This window comes from Streptomyces sp. NPDC006711 (assembly GCF_042869775.1).
Classification (GTDB): Bacteria; Actinomycetota; Actinomycetes; order Streptomycetales; family Streptomycetaceae; genus Streptomyces.
On the sequence record NZ_JBIAGO010000026.1, the window covers coordinates 1 to 18,090 of the forward strand.

The following is an 18,090-nucleotide window of genomic DNA, read 5'->3' on the forward strand; positions in this document are numbered from 1 at the left end:
CCGAACCCCCGCCATCACCATCGCCGCATAACCACCCCAAACAGCCCCATACCCGGCACCACGTCCTTGACGAAGGACATAGAGACACCCCCCCCAGGGGCGCGGGGAACTGCGCGACCGGCCACACACGGCCCGCAGCCGGGGCTCGTGGGACTCCGCCCCGGTGGGACGCCGACCGCCGGACGGGCTGAGGCGACTCAGGCGGGGCGGCGCCCCTTTGACGCGGCCACGGGCGCGAACGGGGGCCGGGTCAGAAGCCGGGGGGTTCGGTGTAGGTGCCCCACTCGTCCCGCAGGACCCCGCAGATCTCACCCAGCGTCGCCTCCGCCCGCACCGCGTCCAGCATCGGCGCGATCATGTTCGAGCCGTCACGGGCCGCCGCAAGCATCGCGTCCAGGGCCGCGCGGACCGCCGCGTCGTCGCGGTGCGACTTGCGCTCCGCCAGCGCCCGTACCTGCTCACGCTCCACCTCGTGGCTGACCCGCAGGATCTCCAGGTCACCGGTGACCGACCCGTGATGGCAGTTGACGCCCACCACCCGCTTGTCGCCCTTCTCCAGGGACTGCTGGTAGCGGAAGGCCGACTCCGCGATCTCCCCGGTGAACCACCCGTCCTCGATGCCGCGCAGGATGCCCGAGGTGATCGGGCCGATGGGGTGCTGCCCGTCGGGATGCGCCCGCGTCCCCCGCTCCTTGATCTGGTCGAAGATCTTCTCGGCGTCCGCCTCGATGCGGTCGGTGAGCTGTTCGATGTACCAGGAGCCGCCGAGCGGGTCGGCCACGTTGGCGACGCCGGTCTCCTCCATCAGCACCTGCTGCGTGCGCAGCGCGATCTCCGCGGCCTGCTCGCTGGGCAGCGCGAGGGTTTCGTCCAGCGCGTTGGTGTGCAGCGAGTTCGTACCGCCGAGCACCGCCGCTAGGGCCTCGACCGCCGTGCGTACGACGTTGTTGTACGGCTGCTGCGCGGTCAGCGACACCCCGGCCGTCTGGGTGTGGAAGCGCAGCCACTGCGCCTTGTCGGACTGCGCGCCGTACACCTCCTTCATCCAGCGGGCCCAAATGCGGCGCGCGGCACGGAACTTGGCGATCTCCTCGAAGAAGTCGACGTGCGCGTCGAAGAAGAAGGAGAGGCCGGGGGCGAAGACGTCCACGTCCAGGCCGCGGCTGAGGCCGAGCTCGACGTACCCGAAACCGTCGGCCAGGGTGTACGCCAGCTCCTGCGCGGCCGTCGCCCCCGCCTCGCGGATGTGGTAGCCGGAGACCGAGAGCGGCTTGTACGCGGGGATGCCGCGCGCGCAGTGCTCCATGAGGTCGCCGATGAGGCGCAGATGCGGCTCGGGCTGGAACAGCCACTCCTTCTGCGCGATGTACTCCTTGAAGATGTCCGTCTGGAGCGTGCCGTTGAGGACGCCCGGGTCGACGCCCTGGCGCTCGGCGGCGACCAGGTACATGCAGAAGACGGGGACGGCGGGCCCGCTGATCGTCATGGAGGTGGTGACGTCCCCGAGCGGGATGTCCTGGAACAGGACCTCCATGTCGGCGGCCGAGTCGATGGCGACGCCGCAGTGGCCGACCTCGCCGAGCGAGCGGGGGTCGTCGGAGTCGCGGCCCATGAGCGTGGGCATGTCGAAGGCGACGCTCAGGCCACCGCCGCCCGCGGCCAGGATCATCTTGTAGCGCTCATTGGTCTGCTCGGCGTTGCCGAACCCGGCGAACTGCCGGATCGTCCACGTGCGGCCCCGGTAACCGGTCGGGTACAGCCCGCGGGTGAAGGGGTACTCGCCGGGCCAGCCGATCCGTTCGAACCCGTCATAGGTGTCGCCGGAGCGGGGCCCGTACGCGGGGTCGACGGGGTCCCCGGAGAGTGTGGTGAAGTCCGCGTCGCGCTTGCGGGCCTTGTCGTAACGGGCCTGCCAGCGGCGGCGGCCTTCCTCGATCGCGTCAGCGTCCATGGCTCAAATTTACTTGGACGTCCTAGTAAATGTCGATGGCCGACCGCCACGCGTTGCTCGCGTGGCGGTGGCTCGGGCTGTGGCCTACCGCTCTGCCCCCGGACTGACTGCCGGCGTCAGGCCTTGGCGCGCCGGCCTGGGTGCCCCGGCCTGGGCTGGGTGCCCGATGTCCGGCACTTACACCCCGATGGGGCCTGGCCCGGAGGCTCGGCGCGGCTGGCCGTAGCGGTTCTGGCCGGTGCTCACCCGTCGGACAACCGCTCCATGAAAGCGCGAAACCAGTTGGCCCCGCCCATCCACTGCTCTGCGATGCTGGAGGCCGATCGAGAGGGGCCGCAGCGATGCAGTGGAAGATCCACGGGGAACGTCCGATCTACGAGAACAGCTGGGTGAACCTGTGGCTCACCGATGTCGAGACTCCGGACGGAAACCGCTGGGAGCACCACGTCGTCAAGCTCCGCCACCTGGCCGTGGCCGCCGTCGTCAACGAGCGGCGCGAGGTCCTGATGATGTGGCGACACCGGTTCATCACGGACGCCTGGGCGTGGGAGCTGCCCATGGGGTTGGTCGAGGCGGGCGAGAGCCCGGCGGAAGCAGCAGCCCGTGAGGTGCTGGAGGAGACCGGTTGGCGCCCCGGCCCGATCAAGCCCCTGATCTACGCCGAGCCGGCCAACGGCATCACCGACTCCCAGCACCACATCTTCCGGGCCGACGGGGCGACGTATGAGGGACCGCCAACCGAGAAGAACGAGTCGGACCGGATCGAATGGATCCCGCTGGCAGACGTGCGGGGCATGATCGACCGGCGCGAGATCGTCAGCAGTGGCTCCCTCGTCGGGCTGCTCTACGTGCTCATGGACGAGGCATTTCGCTGACCTGCCGGGAATGGGGCAGCACTTCCCGGAGCCGGGACTCGAACGCCACCGCGGCCGGTTCCCGGCGAAAGGGATCCAACTGCTCGTAGAACTCCCGGAGGTGGCCGGCGACTCGTTGCGAGCTGACGGCTGCCGCCGGGGCCAGGGCGTCCATGGCCGCGTGGCACGCCTCGTCGAGTTTGCCGCGTTGGAGCTGGGTGCGGGCGAGCCAGAAAGCGTGGAAGGCGCGGCCTCGGTGATTCGTCTGGTGTTCTCGGCGCAGAGCGTCCGCAATCAGGGGTTCGGCGAGGGCGGCTTCACCCAGGCGGCCGTGCGCGATACCGGTGTCCACAATCAGCTTCGGCTCATCAAAGTAGGCGACCCAGGCCGGGTCACGATCACCGGTGCTGATCCGTCCGAAGTGGTCGTGCGCTTCCGAGATCGCGGTGTGGGTCGCGCCGTGGTTGCCGAGGGTGGCGTGGGCAAAGGCTTCGCGCATCGCGAGCATGGCCAGCACGCGTGGTGTCGTCCCCGCGGCCGTTCGGGCCTGGTCCTGGGCCGCCGTGACGAGTGCGAGAGCGTCGCCGGGCTAGGGGGTGTCTGGTGGATCAGGGTCGGTCAGGGCGCGGCGTCTGGTGCGGTGCATCGCAAGGCGCCGGAGCGTCTCGATAGCGGAGCTATCGGGGCGATTCGGCAACGCCGCGAGGTGCCGTGCCGGACGCCGCGCCCCCGGCCATGGTCCACCAGACACCCCCTAGACCTGATAGGTGGCCTGGAGACTCATGCAGGCGAGGACGTTGGCCATGAACTGGCGGTCGTCGACGGCCTTGGCCAGACCGAGGGATTCGGTGAAATAGGCGCGTGCCTGGCGGTACTGGCGAGCGTCGAAGTACGTCCACCCGGTGAGCCTGGCCAGTTCGGCCGCGATGCTGTGCAGACCGTTCCGCATGGGTGCGGGGCGCTGTCCCTTGAGGAGATCGACGACGTAGCGGAGCTGACCGACGACCGCCGGCCGTAAGGTCTCGCCACCATGTTCGTCATCCCGGCACCAGTAGTCCGCGATCGACGAATGCAGCGCGTCCAGGGTCGAGGCGCTGAGATCCCGCTCAGCCGCCAGGGCGAGGATGCTGTCGACGTCCGCTCCCGGTAGTCCGGCGGCCAGTGGTTCGACGGCTGAGGTCGGCACCTCGGCCGGTGCGCGGGGCCCGACCGTCAGGCTGGGCGGTGTCTCCCAGGAGCGCCGGGCCAGTCCGAGCATGTGTCCAGGGATGCGCAGCCCGTCAGAGATCCGTTCGATCACGTCCATGTGCAGCAGTTGCCGCCGTCCGGCGATCACCTCGCCCACGCGGCTCGGGGTCAGGTCGCAGCGACGCGCGACCATCGACGGATGGATGCCTGCTCGCGCCTTGACCAGCTGAAAGATGCGGCCGAAGTCTCTGACCTGGCATGCCTCGATCATCAATGGGTCCGTGAGCAGGCTGACCGGGAGTTCCTTCGAGCGAGATGGCTCGGGCATCGGGCACGCTCCGGCATGAGGACTACGGATCGCTGCGCTTGGTCAACTGAGGGTGAGGTTACCCAAGTTGGGTAATCCGCTTGGCCTTTCTCACCGGTCCCGCGAATCGGGATGCTCCTGGCCATGGCGAACGGACAGAACGACGTACGGATGACGTTGCGGGTCTCCCGCGACTCCGGCCAGACGTGGGGGCCTCTCACGGAGGTACGCGTCGGCGAGAACCCGGTGGCCCCGGAGAACCCGGGCCGCTACCCGCCGTGCGTCTGCCCCCGGTGCCCGCAGCAGGCCCGGAACGCCGTCGCGTCCTTCCGGATGGTGTCGTGATGCGGTGCGTGCACTGGCGCGGGGTGCCCCTCGACCTGGCACGGGAAGCGCGGGAGAAGTCGGCCGCCCCGTACATCGACAGGGCCGTGCAGTGCCAGCTGTCCGCGCACGGCGAGGGTGAGCACTTCGGTCTCCTCACCGACGCCGCCGCGTACGGAACCGCGCTGTGGCTCCGCTGGCACGGTTCAGAGAAGGCGGAACTTGTCGTACTGCCGGACTGCGCAGTCGCCGCCTCGGGTCCTGACGGTGAGGGCTGCTGTCTGTTCGCCGACCACGCCATGCAGCACACCTGGGAAGACGCCCCGGAGGAGGTCTCGTGCCCCAACTGATCGTTTACCCGATTCCCTTCCTCTTGCCATGGAAGGTGCACAGCGGTCCACGCCTGGTCCACACCTCGAACCAAAAGCGGCACACGGGCGGATCAAGGTGAGACAGAGCCCCATGCCGAACGGGTGCCCCTGATAGGAGCACCCGTTTGTGATCAGCGCGTTCGCTGAGCTGGCGATGGGTGTGCGATGTGAACCCACGATGGTATCGCTGCCACGACGGCTTCGCGTCCGGCCTTGGCGTCAGGCGCGGGCGCCGGCGGGGACGGCGTCCGCGACCTTGGGCTCCAGTTCCTTGGAGACCTTGCGCTCCACGAAGAAGGCGGCGGTCGGGATCGTGCCGGCGATCAGCACCCACAGCTGCTTGCCGACCGGCCACTTCGCCTTGGAGCCCAGGTCGAAGGCGAAGACGAGGTAGATCACGTACAGCCAGCCGTGGGCGATGCCGATGATCTTCGTGAAGTCGGCGGCGCCGTTCATGTCGAGGATGTACTTGGCGATCACGCCCAGGGTCAGCAGGACCAGCAGCACGCCGGTGACGTACGCCATCACGCGGTAGCGGGTCAGCACGCTCTTTTTCATGCGGTCGAGCGTAACCGGACATGGGGGGCGATCTTCGCGCGGGTCGCCTGCGGCGAGCCATGCCGGTCACCCCCTCGACGCGGGCCCGCCCGACCCTGGCCGGTCGCGCAGTTCCCCGCGCCCCTGGCGGAGTCGGTGCGGGCCTGCGTGGGCATATTTGGCTCATCCGGCGTTCGGACACCTTGCGGGGCGGAGCCCCGGGACCCCGAGTGCGGGCCGTGGGTGGCTGGTCGCGCAGTTCCCCGCGCCCCTGAGCACGCTGCACTGGTCCCGCGCGGCATGGCCGGCCCGTCCGGCGGCCGGCGCCCTGCCGGGGCGGAGCCCCAAGGACCCCGGCTGCCGACCGTGCGTGGCTGGCCGCGCAGTTCCCCGCGCCCCTGGCAGGGTTCGTGCTGGCCCGCATCGGCATACCTCAGCCTGTCCGGCGATTCAGGACGAGGCCGTTCAGGCCGAACGGGGTCTGGGGCGGAGCCCCAGGGGGCCCGGCTGCGGGCCGTGCATGGCTGGGCGCGTAGTTCCTCGCGCTCCTGAGCACGCCGCACTGGCCCGCATGGGCGTGGCCGGCCCGTCCGGCGGTCGGCGCCCTGCTGGGGGGGGAGCCCCAGGGGGCCGGATGCGGACCCGCCGGCTCTACCCCGAAAAATCCCCTGGGCCGCTCACCGTAAGCGAGGCACAATTCCCTGGGAATCGGGGCGAGGGGGAGTTTGTTTGGACGTGTTCGCGTGTGCCGAGTGCGGCACGGAGCTGACGGCGCCGGTGTCCCGAGTGGCCCTCCCGGTCCACACCCATCACGGGGGCTGGGAGGAACTTCATCCCCCGCTGATGGAGCCCGCGACGTACGCCGTCGACCCTCGGCCCACTGGACCGCCGTGGCGGTTGTGGGAGGAGGTTGGAGAGGACGCGGCTGCCCGGCAGGGCGTGTACGCGCCGGTGTACTCCGTCTCCTTCGGCGCGCGGAACAGGATCGTCATCGCACCCGGCGACTCCCGGTCCATGGCCCTGATACCCGACAAGTGCGAGGGCTACTGCCAGGGTGTGGACGGCCGGGCCGGCCCCAACCTGGCCTGCGAGGGGTGCGGGCGGGCCGTGGCGACCCGCATGGACGACTGCGGACTGTGGCAGTCGGTATGGCTGGAGCCCGACGCGGTCGTACGCCGCCCCTCGGGGCTCCCCACCGGGCCGCCTCCCGACTGGGGCGACCTGGAGCGTGCCGAGCACCGTGTCCCACCCGTCGAACCCGACGGGTCGTGGAGCCGCCGCTGGGAGGCGGCGGTCGGGGTCGCGCTGGCCCACCTCGTGGTGGCCACCGAGGACCACCCCGTGACCCTCCCCGTCGGCCCCGTCACCGAACTGCTCAGCCACGCCGTCGGCCGGTACCTGCCGGCCGGGCCGGATGCCCGTAGCGTGGGTCTTGCCGGCCCGGGCATCCGCACGCCCCGGCCCCGTCCCGACGTCCTCCTCGTCCCTCGCCACCCCCTCACCGGCACACCCTGGCGCCCACCCGGCGATGACGCGGCCGTGGTGCCGCTGGACAGCGGGGTCTGGGCGTACCTCGCCCATCCGGGTGAGACCTCACCGATGCCCGCGACGGGAGTGCTGCCGGACGGCGTCCTGCGCGACGACTACCCCCTGACGCCGCCCCCCTGGCGCCCGCTGACGCCCCACCATCGCGCCTTTGAGTACACCCTGGTCGGGCTGCCTGCCATACGCGCCCCCCGGCTGCACAAGTACCACGACGCGTGCCGATCATGAACGTCTGGCTGGGCGTCCATGGCGCCGCGGTCGCAGCTCGGTGTGCCGGCCCCCGAGGTCGACGGAGCGCCGAGACCTGCTGGACGCGACCGGCACACTCCCGCCAGTCGAGACCCGACCGGGCGCCCCAGGCCAGGAACGGCCTCATCGCGCCCGCGTACGTCGCGGTCGTCGACTCGGCCTGGTCCCGGCCGAACCGGGCTCGGCTACAGGTGCACCGCCCAAGGGCGGAGCCCCAGGGGACCCGGCTGCGGACCGTGCGTGGCTGGGCGCGCAGTTCCCCGCGCCCCTGGCAGGACTCGTGCTGGCCCACCCGGCATACCTCAGCCCGTCATGGGGGTCCCCCCTGGCCCTTAAGGCCTTGGGGGAGATTGAGGACGAGCGCCCTTCAGGCGCGAACGGGGTTTGGGGCGGAGCCCCAGGAGTCCCGGCTGCGGGCCGTGGGTGGCTGGCCGCGCAGTTCCCCGCGCCCCTCGACGGGGTCGGGGCTGGCCCGCGTGGGTATGCCTGGCCATCCGGCGCGGGCCGGGAGCGGGTCAGTCTTCGAAGTCGTTGGCTGCTACCCGCAGGGGACGCAGCATCGCGAAGATTTCCGCGCACTCCTCCGCGTCGTAGACGCCGAGCCCGAACTCCATCGCCATCAGATCGCGCGTGGCCGACTCGACCACCTCGCGCCCCTTGTCCGTGATGGACGCCAACGTGCCCCGGCCGTCGTTGGGATTGGGGCGCTTGTCGACCAGACCCGATCGCACCAGGCGGTCCACCGTGTTCGTGACCGACGTCGGGTGCACCATCAGCCGCTCGCCGATCTTGGACATCGGCAGCTCCCCCTCCTTGGAGAAGGTCAGCAGCACCAGCGCCTCGTACCGCGCGAAGGTCAGCCCGTACGGCTTCACCACCGCGTCGACCTCGGCGAGCAGGATCTGGTGCGCCCGCATGATCGAGGTGATCGCCCCCATCGAGGGCACGGGGCCCCAGCGCTGCTGCCAGAGTTCGTCGGCGCGGGCGATGGGATCGAAGGGGAGGCTGAGCGGCTTGGGCACGCGTCGACCTTACCCACTGGTCACATGCCGGTCAGCTCCGTCTCGGAGTTCGGTACCCGGGCGCCCGGCATGGCGCTCCCTCGCCCCAAGTGCCCCATATGTCAGGATTGCCCGGTCCCGTGCCCTCCCCTCACGACCCCGAGGTGGCCGGATGTCCCGGTACCGCGTCCCGCACACCGCCGTCCTCAAGACCGTCGCCCCGCTCGCCGCCGTGCTGCTCACCGCCCTCACCGGGTGCTCGTCCGGTGCCGCACCCGGCGAGGCCCCGCCGGCCCGCGTCCGCTCGCACGCCGCGCCCGCCCCCGCACCCGGTTCCCCCTTCTGGGTGGACCCCGAGAGTGACGCCGCGCGGCAGATCAAGCTCTGGCAGGGGCAGGGCCGTACCGCCGACGCCCAAGCCCTGCGGCGGATCGCCGAGCGGCCGGTCGCCACCTGGCCCGCCGGGGACGACCCTGTGCCGCGCATCCGCAAGGCCGTCGCCGGGGCCGCCAAGGAGAAGCGGACCGCGCTCTTCGTGGCGTACGACATCCCGCACCGCGACTGCGGCAAGTACTCGGCGGGCGGCGCGGAGGGCGCCGAGGGCTACCGCGCCTGGACCGAACGGTTCACCGAGGCGGTCGGGGACGCCCCGGCCGTGATCGTCCTCGAACCCGACGCCATCGCCCACATGGTGGACGGATGCACCACGCCCGACCACCACGCCGAGCGCTACCAGCTCCTGGACGAGGCGATCGAGACGTTCAAGAAGCTCCCGCGCACCAAGGTCTATCTGGACGCGGGGAACCCGTCCTGGATCCCCGACCCCACCAGCCTGGTCGAGCCGCTGCGGCGGGCCGGCGTCGACAAGGCGGACGGCTTCGCCCTGAACGTCTCCAACTTCCAGACCGACGCGGCGGTACGGGCGTACGGGGCGAAGGTCTCCCAGGAGCTCGGCGGCAAGCACTTCGTCATGGACACCAGCCGCAATGGCGAGGGACCCCTGTCCGACGGCCGCGACCAGGCCTGGTGCAACCCGCCCGGCCGCTCCCTCGGCGCTCCCCCGACCCTCAGCACGGGTGACCCGCTCGTGGACGCGTATCTGTGGATCAAACGGCCGGGCGACTCGGACGGGCCCTGCCGCGGGGGCCCGTCCGCCGGGACCTGGTGGCCGGAGTACGCACTCGGGCTCGCCAAACGCGCCCGCTTCTGAGGCCGGGCCACAACCCGTGGACGACATCAGTCCACGCGGAGCCACTTCGCCTCGGACGGCGTGCCCTCCTGGTCGGTCACGAAGACCATGTACCAGCCGGGCGGCACCAGCGCCCGGTCCTCGGGGACGGTCACGGTGACCGTGCCCTTGTCCTTGGTCAGGCCCAGTTCGATCGAGCGCTGCTCCACGTCCGTGGTGTGGGTCACCGCGCTCGGCCGCATCAGGCGGGCCTTGACCACGCGTTCGGGGTGGTCGGTGCGGTAGGTGGCCCTGCCGCCCGCCGCCACCGACTCGGGGCCGTCGCCGAGCGCGGGACGCTTGTTCTTGTCGCGGTAGAGGTAGGGCGGGGTGTAGATCTCCATGCGCTGCTCGAACTTGCCGAGCTTGGTGTTGTTCTTGTCACCGAAGAGCGAGTCGGAGCCGAAGGTGGCGACCCGGCCGTCCGGGAGCAGCAGCGCCTCGGAGTGGTAGTTGCGGCCGATGGTGGGGTCCGCGGCCTCGCGGAAGGCGTTCGCCTTGGGGTCGTAGAACTGGGCGCGGAAGATGTTGGAGCCGCCCCTGCCCCGGTAGTCGGAGGAGCCGCCGGTGGTGAAGACGGAGTCGTCCGGCATCAGGACGCTGTTCAAGTACCGTGTTCCCTGCGGGAGTTCAGGGCCCGACTTGAAGACGGGGTTGTCCTGGTTCAGGTCCACCACGGCGGTGCGCGGGGTGGCCTTCTTGGACTCGCCGATGCCGCCGCCGCCGAGCAGCATGAACCGCTGGTCCTGCGCGGGCGGCAGCAGCAGGGAGCTCGCGGTCTCCAGCTGGTCGGCCGCGTCCAGGCCTCCGATCTTGGTGAAGGTGTTCTTCTCGACGTCCCACAGACCCGGCTCGCGGCCCTTGTTGGCCGGCCCGTACCCGGAGTTGGCGCCCGAGTAGAAGAGCTTGCCGCCCTTGGTCAGGAAGAGCGAGGGGTAGGTCGGGAAGTAGCGGAAGGGGCCGGGGGACCACTTCTTGGTCTTCGGGTCGTAGATCTCGTTGTTGCCCGCGAGGATGACGCCCACGTCGTCGAGCCCGGAGACGGCGAGCACCCGGCCGTCCTTGAGCGTGGTGAGCGTCGGGTACCAGCGGGCCTCCTGCATCGGGGTGACGGGCACGTACTTCTCGGCCTTCGGGTCGAACTCGTAGGCCGCTCTGATCCCCTGGTAGTCCTGCTTGTCCAGGGTGATCTTCTCGGCGAGCCCGTACACGTTGTCGGCGTCCTTGCCCGTCAGGCCCTCGACCTCGTACTGGGCGCGGTCGGTGGCGACCGACCGGGGGCCCTCGGCGACCGCCTCCACGAAGACCCGCGCCTCGGCGGCGGTGGTCTTCGTCTTCCAGGGCTTCATCTGCCCGCTCGCGTAGTACGAGACCTCGAACTCGCGCTTGGCGCGGGGCACCGTGACGTCGAATTTCGACACGTACTCGACGCCTGCGGGCGAGCGGAACTTCGTGCCCTTCTTGAGGGTGACGGTCTTGTTCGGGTCCTCGTTCTTGACCCGCATGCCGCCGCCGGCCCGCTTCACCTGGCCGTCGAGGACTTCGTAGCGCGCGGTGCCGCCGGCCACCAAGAGCTTGCCGTCCGGGAGCTGGGCGTGGCCGCCGCAGAAGAAGTCCTCGGGGGTGTGGATCTTCTTGAAGGTGTTGTCCTTCGGGTTCCACAGCACGGTGTCGAAGGTGCCCGCGTCGAAGTGGTCCTGCTTGTTGCCGGAGCCCGCGATGATCAGCACCTTGCCGGTGTGCAGGAGGGCCGCGTGAATGGCGTTGGTGCGGTACTCCTTGGGGATCTCGGCGTCGTGCCAGGCGCCGTACTTCCGCATGTACCCGGGTCGGGAGATCTGGTACGCGTGGTACTGGTCGGTGGCGAAGGACAGCGCGGCGGGCGCGTTGAGACCCGCCAGGATTACGACGGCGCCACCGCCGAACAGGGTCTTCTTCATCCGTTTCGAAGGCCGGTAGGCCATGACTCAGTTCCCTCCGGTCGTCGTGGCGACGGCGGGTTCGCTCTCGCCGCCGGGCTGCTGTCGCGGGGCCGGCTCGGCCGCGCGGGTCCCCGCTCGCTCGCGCCGTGCCGTCCAGGCCCAGATCGCGGCCGGCGCGAGCGCGATGCACAGGGCGAGCACGGCCCAGGTGCGCATGGCGGCGTGCGTGTGGCGGTAGTGGACGGAGGCGATCAGGGACGCGGCGAGGACCCCCGCCCAGAACAGGTGGATCCGGAACGTCCACAGCCGGTCGGGGCTGGCGCGGCCGCCCTTGGGGGTGACGACGAACCGCCCGCGCGTGCGCAGCACGGCCGAGCCGAGCGACTTGAGGTAGATGGGCGCGGAGAGCGCCGACATGCCCATGCCGGCGAGTCCGCCGGAGCCCTCGGGTTCGTGCGGCGAGACGTTGTGCCGCCGGTTCCACAGATACAGGCCGATCTGGAGGGCGGCGGCGTCGCTGTAGAGCATCAGCCAGACGGAGGCCGTGACCTCGGTCCCGGACGCGCCGAACCAGAGGAAGAGGACGCAACTGACAATGCCGAGAAGCCAGTTGATGGCCGTCATGGGGTAGTAGACGAGCATGAGGGTGTACGAGAGCAGCCGGCCGGGCGGCATGGTGAGGGGCGCCTTCCAGTACTGCTTGACCAGCGTCTCGTAGGTGCCGCGCGACCAGCGCATCTGCTGGGTGAAGAAGTCGGTCCAGGAGGCCGGGCCCTCGCCGACGGCCAGCACGTCCGGGGTGTACACGGAGCGCCAGTGGTGGCCGGTGCTCGGGTTCTTGTGCCGGTGCAGTTCGAAGCCGGTGGCCATGTCCTCGGTGATCGAGTCGTACAGGCCGCCGATCTGGCGCAGCGCCGAGATGCGCACCACGTTGTTGGTGCCGACGAACATGGGCGCCTGGTAGCGGTTGCCGGCCCGCTGGATCAGCGCGTGGAAGAGGAACTGCTGGGACTCGGCGGCCTTGGTGACGGGCGAGTCGTAGTTCCCGTAGACCTGCGGCCCCACGACGAAGGCGACGTCGGGGTCGCGGAAGTAACCCATCATCCGCTCAAGGAAGTTGGGGAGCGGGGCGTGGTCGGTGTCGACGGAGGCGAAGAAGTCGTAGCGGCCGCCGTGCTGGGCGAGCCAGGCGTTGTAATTGCCGTGTTTGGTGCGGGCCCGGTGGGCGCCCTTGGCGCGGTTCCACTCGGGGACGCCCTTGCGGGTGAAGTGGCGTACGCCCAGTTCCGCGCAGAGCGCCTTGGCCTGTTCGTCGTCACCCTCGTCCAGGAGCCAGATGTCCAGGGGCCCGGTGTGGGTGAGCCGGACGGCCGCCTCCAGGGTGGCCCGCACCATGGATATGGGTTCCTTGCCCGGCACGTACGTGGTGAGGAAGGCGACCCGGGTGCCCTCCTCGGGCGTGACGGGGACGGGGTCGCGGGCCACCAGGGTGGCGTGGGCGACGGAGGCGACATTGGTGACCATGAAGAGCTCGATCAGACCGATCGAGACGAGCATCGTGATGTCGAGGGCCACGAGCCAGCGGTCGCCGCCCTCGCGCTCGACCCAGTGGCTGGGCCACACGAGGTAGACGAGCAGCAGGCCGGTGAGTATCGGCGCCAGGGTCATCAGCAGGACGGCGCGTATGCGGTGCGGCTCCCGGGAGAGCAGGCTGCGGTACTGCACCCGGTAGGGCTTGGCGCCCGGCTCCGTGAGCGGTCCTGCCAGTCGGCTGTGGGTGTCGTATTCGTAGCCCTCGGGGCGCACGTGCCCTCCAGCTGATCGTCGAGCGGGGTTTCCGTACTGGGGTGATACATCCACAAAAGTGGAGAAAGCCCGGCGTGTCGACTGGAGTACTCCGAGTGAGGGGTTCTGCGGCGGACCGCGTTTTCGCCGCCCCGGGCCCGCTCCGGTAGGCCAGGTGCGCACACACGAGAGCCCCCGGCCGGGGCGGCCGGGGGCTCTAAGGGGTGTCTGGCGGGGGTGTCTCGCGCGGTGCGGGGGCGAGGTCGCCTACTCAGGCGGACAGGTGGCGCTCCACCGTCTCGACCTTGGAGGTCAGGCCGTCGGTGACGCCGGGGCGGATGTCCGCCTTCAGGACGAGCGAGACCCGGTTCGAACGGGCCTCGACGGCCGCGACGGCACGCTTGACGACGTCCATGACCTCGTCCCACTCACCCTCGATGGAGGTGAACATGGCATCCGTGCGGTTGGGCAGGCCGGACTCGCGCACGACGCGCACCGCCTCGGCCACGTACTCCCCCACGTCCTCGCCGACCCCGAGCGGGCTGACGGAGAAGGCGACGATCACGCGTTGACCACGCCTTCCTTGCGGGCGCGGGTGGCGATCACCGCGTCGTCCAGCTCACGCCGGATCTTGCGCTCGGCGAAGAACCCGCCGAAGGGCAGCACGGCGAGCACGAAGTAGAGGATGCCGGTCTTGGCGGACCACTTGGTGCGGTTCCAGGCGTCGAGCCAGAAGAGCACGTACAGGGTGAACAGGATGCCGTGGACCATGCCCATCACCATCACCCCGTCGAAGGACGTGGTGCGCTTGAGCACGGAGCAGACCAGCAGGATCGGGAACGAGATGGCCTCCGGGAGCGAGATCAGTCGGAGGCGGTGCAGGGCGGAGGCTGTCTTGAGGTCCACGTGAAGGGCACCTTCGCTGAGAGGAAGCGGACGGCAGTGATCAAGGGAGGGCTGTCACCGGTCGGTGATCGTTTGTGAACGCGTGCACAAACATCCCTCATTCTGACATCGCCCCTCCGCCCCTGTCGGGGCGGGTCCCCGGCCCGCTAACGTCGGGGCCGTGGCAATGTTCCGACTCCAGGGCAGCAAGGTGCTCGCCGTCGACATGACGGGCGACGCCGTGAAGGCGAAGAACGGCTCGATGGTCGCCTATGACGGCCAGATGGCGTTCAAGAAGATGACCGGCGGCGGTGAGGGTCTGCGCGGCATGGTGACCCGCCGCCTCACCGGCGAGCAGATGACCGTGATGGAGGTGAAGGGGCACGGCACGTGCTTCTTCGCCGACCGCGCGAGCGAGATCAACCTCGTCAGCCTCCAGGGCGACACGCTCTACGTCGAGGCGAGCAATCTGCTCGCCACCGACGCGGGCCTTCGCACCGGCACCACCTTCACCGGCCTGCGCGGCGCGAGCCAGGGCAACGGCCTGTTCACCACGACGATCGAGGGCCACGGCCAGGCCGCGATCATGTCGGACGGGCCCGCCGTGGTGCTGCGGGTCAGCGCCCAGTACCCGCTCTGCGTCGACCCGGGCGCCTACATCGCGCACCAGGGGAACCTGCGCCAGCACTTCCAGTCCGGGGTGACCTTCCGCACCTTCATGGGCGAGGGCTCGGGCGAGGCCTTCCAGATCCGGTTCGAGGGCGAGGGCCTGGTGTACGTGCAGCCGAGCGAGCGCAACACGATCGGCGGTGACGTCTGATGCCGTTCCGCGAGATCAACTCCAAGATGGTCGAGGCGACGGTGCTGCCCGGCCAGAAGATGTACAGCCAGCGCGGCGCGATGCTCGCGTACAAGGGCGAGGTGTCCTTCACGCCCAACATCCAGGGCGGCCAGGGCGGCCTCATGTCGATGATCGGCCGCCGGGTGGCCAACGAGGCGACGCCCCTGATGACGGTCGAGGGCAGTGGCACGGTGATGTTCGGCCACGGCGGCCACCACATCCAGGTCATCAACCTCCAGGGCGACACCCTGTATGTCGAGGCGGACCGGCTGCTCGCCTTCGACGGCACCCTCCAGCAGGGCACGATGTTCCTGGGCTCGCAGGGCGGCGTCATGGGCATGGTGCGCGGCCAGGTGAGCGGCCAGGGCCTGTTCACCACCACGCTCAAGGGCCACGGGGCCGTCGCCGTGATGGCCCACGGCGGCGTGATCGAGCTGCCGATCACCCCCCAGCGTCCGGTGCACGTGGACCCACAGGCCTACGTCGCCCACCACGGCGACGTACGCAACAAGCTCTCGACCGCGCTCGGCTGGCGCGACATGGTGGGCCGGGGCTCCGGCGAGGCCTTCCAGCTCGAACTGTCCGGCCAGGGCGCGGTGTACGTGCAGGCCTCGGAGGAGAAGCTGTGAACGGCCCGGGGATCTTCGACCCGTACTCGCTGCCCAGCGACGACAACGTCAACAAGTACACGTTCTGCGTGGAGCTCAAGTCGAGCCAGTGGTTCCTCCAGAAAGGCAAGATGATCGCCTACTACGGGCGGATCGAGTTCAACGGCATCGGCCACGGCCGGCTCGACCGGCTGCTGCGCACGAGCTTCCACTCGCCGCTGCACGCGGCCGACTGGGTGGTGGCCGACGGCAGCGGAAAGATGCTGCTCGCCGACCGCGCCTTCGATGTGAACAGCTACGACCTGGACGACGGCAATCTGACCATCCGCTCCGGCAACCTCCTGGCCTACCAGCCCTCGCTCGCGCTCAAGCAGTCGATCGTGCCCGGTTTCCTGACGCTGATCGGCACCGGCAAGTTCGTGGCCGCCTCCAACGGGCCCGTCGTCTTCATGGAGCCGCCGATCCGGGTGGACCCGCAGGCGCTGGTCGGCTGGGCGGACTGCCCCTCGCCCTGCCACCACTACGACCACGGGTACATGACCGGCGTCCTGGGCGGAATCCGGTCACTGACCGGGCTCGGCGGCACCTCGGGCGAGGAGCACCAATTCGAGTTCGTGGGGGCCGGTACGGTGCTGTTGCAGTCCACCGAAGTGCTCATGGCGGAGCAGGCGACCGGGCAGGTCGACGCGGAGCCGGGCGTGCCCGGTGGCGGCCAGGGCGGGCACGGGCCGGGCGCGGCGGGACCGCGCCTTCCCGGCCAGCTGGGGGACCTGCAACGTCGCTTCGGCCTGTGAGCGGTAGTCTGCGGAGTGTGACGTCGAACGCCTGAGCCCCTGCGGCGACGGTCGCGCCGACGCGTGTGCCCGGATGCCGGGTGCCGGGCGTCACATACCCATACTTGGTTCAGAATTCAACTTCTTAGGTAGAATCCACATATGGAGACCGAGACGGCCACGAACTGGCTGAGCGACGACGAGCAGTGCGCCTGGCGCACCTATCTGGACGTCAACAGGATGCTGACGTACCAGATGGAGAAGGACCTTCAGCCGTTCGGCCTGACCAACAACGACTACGAGATCCTGGTGAACCTCTCGGAGTCGGCGGACAAGCGGATGCGGATGAGCGACCTCGCGGCCGCCACCCTCCAGTCCAAGAGCCGTCTCTCGCACCAGATCACCCGCATGGAGACCGCCGGCCTGGTGCGGCGCGAGAACTGCGAGTCGGACCGGCGCGGGCTCTTCGCCGTCCTGACCGAGCAGGGCGCCGAGACCATGGAGAAGGTCGCCCCGCACCATGTGGCGTCCGTGCGGCGCCACTTCATCGACCTGCTGTCCGGCGAAGCGCTCGCGGATCTACGCGAGTCACTGACGCCGGTCGCCGAGCACCTGCGCGGGCATCGCGGCAAGATCTGATCCCGGCGGCTCCGGGTTGCGTCAGGCCCCAACTCCCGGTGCCCGCAGGTCGGTTGACGGCGGGCCCGGGGCTGTCGCGGGAGCGGGCCAGGCGGTCGGGCGGCCAGGCGGTCAGGCGGTCTCGGTGAGGCTCGCCACGAGTTCGTCGGCGGCCGCGTACGGGTCGAGTTCGCCGTCGACGATGCGCTGGGCGAGCGCGTCAAGACGCCGGTCGCCGTGGAGGGATCCGATGCGCTCGCGCAGGGCGGTGACCGCGATGGTCTCGACCTCGCGGGCGGCGCGGGCCCTGCGGCGCTCACCGAGGACGCCGTGCTCGGCCATCCACGCGTGGTGCTTCTCCAGGGCCTCCACGACCTCATCGACGCCCTCGGCGCGGGCCGCCACCGTCTTGACAATGGGCGGGCGCCAGTCGCCGGGGCCGCGCGCTTCGCCGAGGCCCAGCATGTGGTTGAGCTCGCGCGCGGTGGCGTCCGCGCCGTCCCGGTCCGCCTTGTTGACCACGTACACGTCGCCGATCTCCAGGATGCCGGCCTTGGCCGCCTGGATGCCGTCGCCCATGCCGGGCGCGAGCAGCACCACCGAGGTGTCGGCCTGCGAGGCGATCTCGACCTCGGACTGCCCGACGCCCACCGTCTCGACGAGGATCACCTCGCACCCCGCCGCGTCCAGGACCCGGATCGCCTGCGGCGCGGCCCACGCCAGCCCGCCCAGATGGCCGCGGGTGGCCATCGAGCGGATGTAGACGCCGGGGTCGGACGCGTGGTCGGACATCCGGACCCGGTCACCGAGCAGGGCGCCGCCGGAGAAGGGCGACGAGGGGTCGACCGCGAGCACGCCGACCCGCTTGCCCGCCCTGCGGTAGGCGGTCACCAGCGCCGAGGTGGACGTCGACTTGCCGACACCGGGCGATCCGGTCAGGCCCACCACGTACGCGTTGCCGGCGAGCGGGGCCAGCGCCGCCATCACCTCGCGCAGCTGCGGGGACGCCCCCTCGACCAGCGAGATCAGCCGGGCGACGGCCCGGGGCCTGCCCTCTCGCGCCTGGGCCACCAGTTGGGGGACGTCCACCATTGCCGCTCCGT

17 protein-coding genes and 2 pseudogenes are annotated in these 18,090 nt (G+C 70.2%); 9 read left to right on the forward strand and 10 right to left on the reverse strand.

The features are described 5' to 3' along the window. Positions 1 to 250 precede the first annotated feature (250 nt). Positions 251 to 1,951 (reverse strand): methylmalonyl-CoA mutase family protein, encoded by a 1,701-nt coding sequence (locus tag ACFYM2_RS32120; protein WP_358999173.1) that lies wholly within the window; start codon positions 1,949 to 1,951, stop codon positions 251 to 253. 341 nt (positions 1,952 to 2,292) lie between these two features. Between ACFYM2_RS32120 and ACFYM2_RS32125 the strand changes: the two genes are divergently transcribed. Further along, positions 2,293 to 2,826: an NUDIX hydrolase gene (locus ACFYM2_RS32125; protein WP_388841083.1), complete on the forward strand. Its 534-nt coding sequence runs from the start codon at positions 2,293 to 2,295 to the stop codon at positions 2,824 to 2,826. Here the strand turns inward: ACFYM2_RS32125 and ACFYM2_RS32130 are convergent. Beyond that, positions 2,804 to 3,400 (reverse strand): annotated as a pseudogene (locus ACFYM2_RS32130) (hypothetical protein); the annotation flags it as partial. The gene ACFYM2_RS32125 and the pseudogene ACFYM2_RS32130 sit on opposite strands and share 23 nt — an antisense overlap. A 165-nt stretch (positions 3,401 to 3,565) precedes the next feature. Further along, positions 3,566 to 4,321 (reverse strand): annotated as a pseudogene (locus ACFYM2_RS32135) (hypothetical protein); the annotation flags it as partial. Between the two features lie 123 nt (positions 4,322 to 4,444). On the opposite strand from ACFYM2_RS32135, the gene ACFYM2_RS32140 reads away from it, so the two are divergent. Together ACFYM2_RS32140 and ACFYM2_RS32145 are read left to right on the forward strand one after the other, a co-directional pair. After that, positions 4,445 to 4,645, forward strand: coding sequence for a hypothetical protein (locus ACFYM2_RS32140; protein ID WP_359009129.1), 201 nt, complete (start codon positions 4,445 to 4,447; stop codon positions 4,643 to 4,645). Then, a complete protein-coding gene (locus ACFYM2_RS32145; RefSeq protein WP_359009131.1) occupies positions 4,645 to 4,974 on the forward strand; it encodes a hypothetical protein in 330 nt (109 codons plus the stop codon). The genes ACFYM2_RS32140 and ACFYM2_RS32145 overlap by 1 nt, the downstream gene beginning before the upstream one ends. 240 nt (positions 4,975 to 5,214) lie before the next feature. On the opposite strand, the gene ACFYM2_RS32150 is transcribed toward ACFYM2_RS32145, so the two are convergent. Next, positions 5,215 to 5,553 (reverse strand): DUF3817 domain-containing protein, encoded by a 339-nt coding sequence (locus ACFYM2_RS32150; RefSeq protein ID WP_350232713.1) that lies wholly within the window; start codon positions 5,551 to 5,553, stop codon positions 5,215 to 5,217. An 822-nt stretch (positions 5,554 to 6,375) separates the two neighbouring features. Between ACFYM2_RS32150 and ACFYM2_RS32155 the strand changes: the two genes are divergently transcribed. Beyond that, positions 6,376 to 7,305, forward strand: a complete 930-nt coding sequence (locus tag ACFYM2_RS32155) for a hypothetical protein (protein ID WP_388841088.1) — start codon at positions 6,376 to 6,378, stop codon at positions 7,303 to 7,305. Positions 7,306 to 7,841: 536 nt separating this feature from the next. Here the strand turns inward: ACFYM2_RS32155 and ACFYM2_RS32160 are convergent. Next, positions 7,842 to 8,348 carry a MarR family winged helix-turn-helix transcriptional regulator gene (locus ACFYM2_RS32160; RefSeq protein ID WP_388461843.1) on the reverse strand — a complete coding sequence of 169 codons (507 nt, stop codon included), beginning with the start codon at positions 8,346 to 8,348 and terminating at the stop codon, positions 7,842 to 7,844. 151 nt (positions 8,349 to 8,499) lie between these two features. Here ACFYM2_RS32160 and ACFYM2_RS32165 point away from each other — a divergent pair, with 151 nt between their 5' ends. Continuing rightward, positions 8,500 to 9,537: a glycoside hydrolase family 6 protein gene (locus ACFYM2_RS32165; protein WP_388841091.1), complete on the forward strand. Its 1,038-nt coding sequence runs from the start codon at positions 8,500 to 8,502 to the stop codon at positions 9,535 to 9,537. A gap of 26 nt (positions 9,538 to 9,563) precedes the next feature. On the opposite strand, the gene ACFYM2_RS32170 is transcribed toward ACFYM2_RS32165, so the two are convergent. From ACFYM2_RS32170 to ACFYM2_RS32185, 4 genes are all read right to left on the reverse strand, one after another. After that, positions 9,564 to 11,519, reverse strand: a complete 1,956-nt coding sequence (locus tag ACFYM2_RS32170; RefSeq protein WP_388841094.1) for a galactose oxidase-like domain-containing protein — start codon at positions 11,517 to 11,519, stop codon at positions 9,564 to 9,566. A 3-nt stretch (positions 11,520 to 11,522) separates the two neighbouring features. Then, positions 11,523 to 13,283 carry a glycosyltransferase family 2 protein gene (locus ACFYM2_RS32175; protein WP_388461839.1) on the reverse strand — a complete coding sequence of 587 codons (1,761 nt, stop codon included), beginning with the start codon at positions 13,281 to 13,283 and terminating at the stop codon, positions 11,523 to 11,525. A gap of 250 nt (positions 13,284 to 13,533) precedes the next feature. Then, the gene (locus ACFYM2_RS32180) at positions 13,534 to 13,827 is read right to left on the reverse strand and encodes an MTH1187 family thiamine-binding protein (protein WP_053727030.1); all 294 of its coding nucleotides are present in this window, start codon (positions 13,825 to 13,827) and stop codon (positions 13,534 to 13,536) included. Continuing rightward, on the reverse strand, positions 13,824 to 14,168 hold the full coding sequence (locus ACFYM2_RS32185) for a DUF3817 domain-containing protein (protein ID WP_359008049.1): 345 nt from the start codon (positions 14,166 to 14,168) through the stop codon (positions 13,824 to 13,826). Before ACFYM2_RS32185 ends, ACFYM2_RS32180 begins: the two co-directional genes overlap by 4 nt. Positions 14,169 to 14,334: 166 nt before the next feature. Here ACFYM2_RS32185 and ACFYM2_RS32190 point away from each other — a divergent pair, with 166 nt between their 5' ends. From ACFYM2_RS32190 to ACFYM2_RS32205, 4 genes are all read left to right on the forward strand, one after another. Next, positions 14,335 to 14,967: an AIM24 family protein gene (locus ACFYM2_RS32190; RefSeq protein ID WP_359008105.1), complete on the forward strand. Its 633-nt coding sequence runs from the start codon at positions 14,335 to 14,337 to the stop codon at positions 14,965 to 14,967. Then, entirely contained in the window at positions 14,967 to 15,617 is a 651-nt protein-coding gene (locus tag ACFYM2_RS32195; RefSeq protein ID WP_359008052.1) for an AIM24 family protein, read from the forward strand. Before ACFYM2_RS32190 ends, ACFYM2_RS32195 begins: the two co-directional genes overlap by 1 nt. Beyond that, entirely contained in the window at positions 15,614 to 16,390 is a 777-nt protein-coding gene (locus tag ACFYM2_RS32200) for an AIM24 family protein (protein ID WP_388841097.1), read from the forward strand. The genes ACFYM2_RS32195 and ACFYM2_RS32200 overlap by 4 nt, the downstream gene beginning before the upstream one ends. A 141-nt stretch (positions 16,391 to 16,531) precedes the next feature. Continuing rightward, complete coding sequence (locus ACFYM2_RS32205) at positions 16,532 to 17,008, forward strand: MarR family transcriptional regulator (protein WP_359008058.1); 477 nt, start codon at positions 16,532 to 16,534, stop codon at positions 17,006 to 17,008. A 111-nt stretch (positions 17,009 to 17,119) separates the two neighbouring features. Here the strand turns inward: ACFYM2_RS32205 and meaB are convergent, their stop codons facing one another. Continuing rightward, entirely contained in the window at positions 17,120 to 18,079 is a 960-nt protein-coding gene (gene meaB / locus ACFYM2_RS32210; protein ID WP_359008061.1) for a methylmalonyl Co-A mutase-associated GTPase MeaB, read from the reverse strand. Positions 18,080 to 18,090 lie beyond the last annotated feature (11 nt).